This window comes from Rubrimonas cliftonensis (assembly GCF_900107585.1).
Taxonomy (GTDB): domain Bacteria; phylum Pseudomonadota; class Alphaproteobacteria; order Rhodobacterales; family Rhodobacteraceae; genus Rubrimonas; species Rubrimonas cliftonensis.
The window spans coordinates 1-5177 of sequence record NZ_FNQM01000059.1 but is presented as its reverse complement, the minus strand read 5'-3'; the positions used below and the strand labels follow the sequence as shown (position 1 = coordinate 5177).

Genomic DNA, 5177 nt, shown 5'->3' with positions numbered 1-5177 from the left:
CAAGCAGTACGTCGCCGTCTACTCCGGCATCGGCGGCTGGGCCGGCATCGGCCTCGCGGCCGGTCTGGTCAACCCGAACGACGGTCTCGGCGCCGTGGGCGGCTACGCCTCCCTCAGCGACTACACCGCGCTCGGCGGCCAGCTTACGGTCTTCGCCCTGCCGAACTGAGGCGGGAAGTCGGGCCGGCGCGGCGCGCCGGTCCCTCACCCTTTCGGGCGCGACGACCTGTCATGGTTGTCGCGCCCGTTTCATTAACGCACGCTCTATACAACCGCGCCGCTGAAGCGCACCGCAGTCTAGAGGAATCGACCCCATGCTCAAATCCGTCGCGCGGCCGCTCGCCGCCCTTCTCGCCGCCGCCTGCCTCACTCCCGTCGCCGTGGCGCAGGACGCAGGCGCCGCCGTGGAGGTGGCCTATGAGACGGATGGCAAGTTCTTCACGGCCGACGACACGCCGACCTACAGCATCGCCGAGGACGGCACGGTGGACTGGTACACGTTCTCCGGCTTCCGCCGTTATCACGCCGAATGCCACGTGTGCCACGGGCCCGACGGCGAGGGGTCGTCCTACGCCCCGGCGCTGAAGGACAGCGCGCTCAACCTCGGCTACTGGGAGTTCGTGGCCATCGTCGCCGGCGGCAAGCAGGGGGCCGGCACCGACGCAAACCAGGTGATGCCGGCCTTCGGCACCAACAACAACGTCATGTGCTACATCGACGACATCTACGCCTACCTGCTCGCGCGCGGGACCGAGGAGCTGCCGCGCGGCCGCCCCGCCAAGCGCGCCGACAAGCCCGACAGCTTCGTGGAGGCTGAAGACGCATGCATGGGGTGAGGCGGCTCCTCCTCTCCGGCCTGGCCGCGCTCTGCGTCGCGGGGCCGGCAGCGGCGGTGGACACGTTCGACCTCGTGTCCGACACGCAGTTCCGCGTCTGCGCCGACCCCGCCAACATGCCGTTCTCGAACGAGGCGGGCGAGGGGTTCGAAAACGCGATCGCGGAGCTGCTGGCGTCGAAGCTCGGCAAGCCAGTCGCCTACACCTGGTTTCCCCAGTCGCTCGGCTTCGTCCGCCGAACCCTCGCCGAGAACCGCTGCGACGTCATCATGGGGTTCGCGCAGGGCCATGAGCTGGTCCTGAACACGAACCACTACTACGTCTCGGCCTACAGCTTCGTCACGCGGGCCGACAGCAACCTCGCCGACGTCGACCACATCGGCGACCCGCGGCTGCAGGGTCGACGGCTTGGCCTGATCGCCGGCAGCCCGCCGGCCGACCATGCGGCCCGTCACGGCCTCGTGCGCGGCGCCAAGGGCTACCGGCTGATGGTCGACACCCGCAACCAGAACGTCGCCGACCAGGTCCTCGACGACATCGAGAGCGGGGAGATCGACGGCGCCTTCATGTGGGGCCCAATCGCCGGCTGGAAGGCCATGCAGGCAAAGACGCCGATGGTCGTCACGCCCCTTCTGAAGGAGGAAGGCGCGCCGCGGCTCTTCTTCCGCGTCACCCTCGGGGTGCGCATGGGCGAGGACGGCTGGAAACGCGAACTGAACTCGCTCCTGCGCCGCAACAAGGACGAGATCGACGCGATCCTCTCAAGCTACGGCGTGCCGCTCGTGGACGATTTCGGCAGAACCGGCGCAGGCGCCGTGCAATGACGGCGCCGGGGCGCGCGGCGGCGATCTGCTGCGCGCTCATCTGGGCGACGGCCGCCGCCGCGCAGCCGTCGCCCGCCGAACCCCAGACCTACCGCATGAACGACTACCGCAGCCCCGTCCCCGCGACGGTCGCCGGGGGCGTGGTGGTGGACGCGCTCGAAGCCCATGCGCTGTGGGAGGAAGGTCGGACGCTGTTTGTCGACGTCCTGCCCCGCCCCCCGAAGCCGGCCAACCTGCCCGCAGGCACGATCTGGCGCGAAAAGACCCGTGAGAGCATTCCGGGCGCGATCTGGCTGCCCAATGTCGGCTACGGCGCAATCGCGGGCGTCACCGAGACGTGGTTCCGCGAAAGCCTCGCCGAGGCCACGGGCGGCGACCCGGCGCATCCGATCCTGATCTTCTGCCTCGCCGATTGCTGGATGTCGTGGAACGCCGCCAAGCGCGCGGCGACGGAGTTCGGCTACGAGAAGGTCTACTGGTTCCCCGGCGGCACCGACGACTGGGCGCTCGAACTCCTGCCGCTCGAGTCGGTCACGGCGCAGCCCGGCGAACCCGTCGCCAGATAGAATTCAGGCGGCGAGCGCCGCGACGCCCGACCACAGCAGCCGCGCGGCCAGCAACGTCAGCACGATGTCGAGCACGCGACGGAAGGCGGCCTCCGCCCGCCGCAGCAGCACCTTGCGGCCTGCGACCGTCCCCAGGAAACCCGCGGCCGCCATGGCGACGCACAGGCCGAGCCACGGGCCGAAGGCGAAGCCGAACAGGCCGAAGGCGACGCATTTGAGCCCGTGCTGGCCGCTCATCAGGGCCGCATGGGTCGCGACCACGCCCTGCCGTTCCAGCCCCAGCCCCCGCACCCACGCCATCACGAAAGGCCCGGTGGCGCCGAACGCCATGGTCAGCACCGAGGATATCGCGCCGGCCGGCGCCGCCGCGCCCACGCCCCATGACGGCATGCGCCCGTAGACGGACCACAGGATGAAGCAGCCGACGGCGATCTCGACCACGGCGGGCGGCAGCGCCGTCAGCGTCGCCCCGCCGGCCAGCGCCCCGGCCGCAGTGCCTGCGAGAAACCACGGCAGCGCCGGCCCATGGACCGCGGCGCGCATGAGCGCCGTGCGGCCGGCGTTCGACGCGAACTGCACGACGCCGTGCACGGGGATCAGCGCCGCAGGCGGCAGGATCGCCGCGAGCACGCCGAGCAGCGCGGCGCCGCCGCCGATGCCAGCGCTCGCCGTCAGGAAAGATGTGAGGAAACTCGCGCCGGTCGCCGTCAGCGCGGCCCACGGCTCGAGCGGCCATGCGCCAGCGAACCAGGTCTCCAGCGGCGTCAGACCCCGTCGATGCGCGCCTTCACGAGCCTTGAGACCGCGAAGGCGCGTTGCTCGAGGATCACCGGGCTCTCGCAGACATACTGGAGAGACTGGCGGCGCTCGTTGAAGATGCGGACTTCCCAGGCCACGCTGTCGCGCATCTCGTCGATCCGGTCGAGCGCGTCGAAGTCGTCGGGCGCGGCCTCCTTCTCCAGCCGGGCAAGCTCCACCTGCATGGCGTCTATCCGGGAGGACAGTGCCTGCTGGCTGGCGTTGTAGCGCGTGATGCCGTCCACGACGCGGGCGCGCTCGCGGTCGATCAGCGCGAAGACGCCGGCGAAGAGCTGCGTCAGTCGCGCTTCGAGCGCATCTTCCGGCGTCGCGTCGGCAAGCGCATCGATGATTTCGGCGACCTCGTCCATGCTCGTCCGGCGCTGCGCGATGCGCGCAGCCGCGGCCGCCACAGCCGCGTCGTCCCGCCACGCGGACATGTCCTCGGGGATGGCGCCGGCCCACATCTGCGCCATCGAGAGATGCGCGACCTTGCGGCTCTCGCAGGGCCAGGTGGGGTCGTTGAACGCCTGCGCCGCGCCCGCCGAGGCCAGCAGCGCCGCGAGGGCCATCGCCTTCATCAGCATGGTCGTCTCCTCCCGTTGTCAGGCCGGCGCGTCATCCGCGCCTTCCCATCAGCCCGCGTCCGGGGTCGTAGGCCCACGCCGCCGCGGCCAGCGTGACCACGGTGAGCCCGACAACCACGGCGAGGGCCGTCGGCTCCACGTTCAGATAGAGCGCATGGCGGATCAGCTCAACGCAATGGGTGAAGGGGTTGAAGGCGGCGATGTCTGCGAGCAGCGGGCTGCCCTCGCGCACCCGCCAGATCGGGTAGAGCGCCGAAGACGCGAAAAACATCGGGAAGATCACGAAGTTCATGACGCCAGCGAAATTTTCGAGCTGCTTGATGGCCGAGCTGAGCAGCAGGCCGATTGCGCCCAGCATCATCCCCGAAAGCGCAATCGCGGGCAGCGCCGCGACGTAACCCCAGAGCGGAGGCTCGATCCCGTAGAGCCATGCGATGAAGAGGAACGCGTAGACCTGCGCCGCGCCGACGATCACCGAGGCCGCGAGCTTGCAGGTCAGCAGGAACCAGCGCGGATAGGGGCTGACGAGAAGCGTGCGCATCGAGCCGGTCTCGCGGTCATAGACCATGCTGAGCGAGGACTGCATCCCCTGAAACAGCAGGATCATCGCGCAGAGCCCCGGCGTGACATAGACCTCGTAGAGCACATACGTCTGATAGGGCGGCGTGATCGACAGGCCGAGCACCGCGCGGAAGCCCGCCGCGAAGATGAAGAGCCACACCAGCGGCCGCACCAGGGCGGCGAGAAAGCGCTCCTTCTGCTGGGCGAAGCGCAGGCCCTCGCGCCAGACGACGCCCCAGGCGCAGGTCCGCCAGCCGGTCCAGCGGTTCTCCGGCGCGGGGCCCGCCGCGTCCGCCGCCTGCGTCGCGCCGGCGCTCATGCGGCCGCTCCCGTCAGCGCGAGGAAGGCGTCCGTCAGCGGACGGCCGCCGGCCACCTCGGCCGCCGGACCCTCGGCCAGAACCCTGCCCTTGTGAAGCACCACCACGCGATCTCCCGCGGCGACCTCGTCGATCAGATGCGAGGCCCAGAGCACGCCCGCCCCCTCGTCGGCGGCGAGCCGGTGGACGTCGGCGACGATGGCGGTGCGCGACTGGACATCGAGCCCGACCGTCGCCTCGTCGCAGAGCAGCAGTTCGGGCCGGTGCAGCAGGGCGCGGGCGATCTCGACCCGCCGCGCCTGCCCGCCCGAAAGCCGGCCGACCCTGTCGCCCATGCGCTCCGCCATCGCCACCCGCGCCAGCACGGCCTCGCCGCGCGCCAGCGCCGCCCGGCGGCCCAGCCCGTGCAGCGCGCCGTGGTAGACGATGTTCTGCGCGACGGTGAGGTTGGGGTCGAGCGCTCGGCTCTGGAACACCACGCCGAGCCGCCGCAGCGCCGCCGTCGGCGCCGCGCGCACGTCATGCCCGCAGACGGCGATTTCCCCCGACTGGGTGTCGAACAGCCGGGTGACGAGGTTGAACAGCGTGGACTTGCCGGCCCCGTTCACCCCCAGCAGCGCCGTGAACGCGCCGCGCGGGGCGCTGAACGAGACGTCGTCCAGCGCCCGCGTCCGGCCGAAGGCGTG

The 5177-nt window shown here is 70.8% G+C and carries 7 protein-coding genes; 3 read left to right on the top strand and 4 right to left on the bottom strand.

Annotated features, from left to right (window positions below; translation table 11 throughout):
• The first annotated feature begins 314 nt into the window (after nucleotides 1–314).
• Genes BLW43_RS22295 through BLW43_RS22285 form a run of 3 tightly spaced genes read left to right on the top strand, consistent with a single transcriptional unit; the run spans nucleotide 315 to nucleotide 2226 of the window.
• Entirely contained in the window at nucleotides 315–836 is a 522-nt protein-coding gene (locus tag BLW43_RS22295) for a c-type cytochrome, methanol metabolism-related (protein WP_093257063.1), read from the top strand.
• A complete protein-coding gene (locus BLW43_RS22290) occupies nucleotides 824–1660 on the top strand; it encodes a substrate-binding domain-containing protein (RefSeq protein ID WP_093257061.1) in 837 nt (278 codons plus the stop codon). Before BLW43_RS22295 ends, BLW43_RS22290 begins: the two co-directional genes overlap by 13 nt.
• The gene (locus tag BLW43_RS22285; RefSeq protein WP_093257058.1) at nucleotides 1657–2226 is read left to right on the top strand and encodes a PQQ-dependent catabolism-associated CXXCW motif protein; all 570 of its coding nucleotides are present in this window, start codon (nucleotides 1657–1659) and stop codon (nucleotides 2224–2226) included. Before BLW43_RS22290 ends, BLW43_RS22285 begins: the two co-directional genes overlap by 4 nt.
• 3 nt (nucleotides 2227–2229) lie before the next feature.
• Here BLW43_RS22285 and BLW43_RS24515 read toward each other — a convergent pair whose 3' ends face one another.
• From BLW43_RS24515 to BLW43_RS22270, 4 genes are all read right to left on the bottom strand, one after another.
• Complete coding sequence (locus BLW43_RS24515) at nucleotides 2230–2937, bottom strand: TSUP family transporter (RefSeq protein WP_281243609.1); 708 nt, start codon at nucleotides 2935–2937, stop codon at nucleotides 2230–2232.
• 53 nt (nucleotides 2938–2990) lie between these two features.
• Nucleotides 2991–3611 carry a hypothetical protein gene (locus BLW43_RS24510; RefSeq protein WP_245731177.1) on the bottom strand — a complete coding sequence of 207 codons (621 nt, stop codon included), beginning with the start codon at nucleotides 3609–3611 and terminating at the stop codon, nucleotides 2991–2993.
• 31 nt (nucleotides 3612–3642) lie between these two features.
• On the bottom strand, nucleotides 3643–4491 hold the full coding sequence (locus BLW43_RS22275; protein ID WP_093257056.1) for an ABC transporter permease: 849 nt from the start codon (nucleotides 4489–4491) through the stop codon (nucleotides 3643–3645).
• The coding region (locus BLW43_RS22270) for an ATP-binding cassette domain-containing protein (RefSeq protein WP_139284204.1) at nucleotides 4488–5177 on the bottom strand (690 nt) is incomplete at its 5' end. The genes BLW43_RS22270 and BLW43_RS22275, both read right to left, overlap by 4 nt.

Bases quoted from the DNA above. Each gene is read 5' to 3' on its own strand.
- BLW43_RS22295 (WP_093257063.1), top strand. From the start codon at position 315: ATGCTCAAATCCGTCGCGCGGCCGCTCGCCGCCCTTCTCGCCGCCGCC.
- BLW43_RS22290 (WP_093257061.1), top strand. From the start codon at position 824: ATGCATGGGGTGAGGCGGCTCCTCCTCTCCGGCCTGGCCGCGCTCTGC.
- BLW43_RS22285 (WP_093257058.1), top strand. From the start codon at position 1,657: ATGACGGCGCCGGGGCGCGCGGCGGCGATCTGCTGCGCGCTCATCTGG.
- BLW43_RS24510 (WP_245731177.1), bottom strand. From the start codon at position 3,611: ATGCTGATGAAGGCGATGGCCCTCGCGGCGCTGCTGGCCTCGGCGGGC.
- BLW43_RS22275 (WP_093257056.1), bottom strand. From the start codon at position 4,491: ATGAGCGCCGGCGCGACGCAGGCGGCGGACGCGGCGGGCCCCGCGCCG.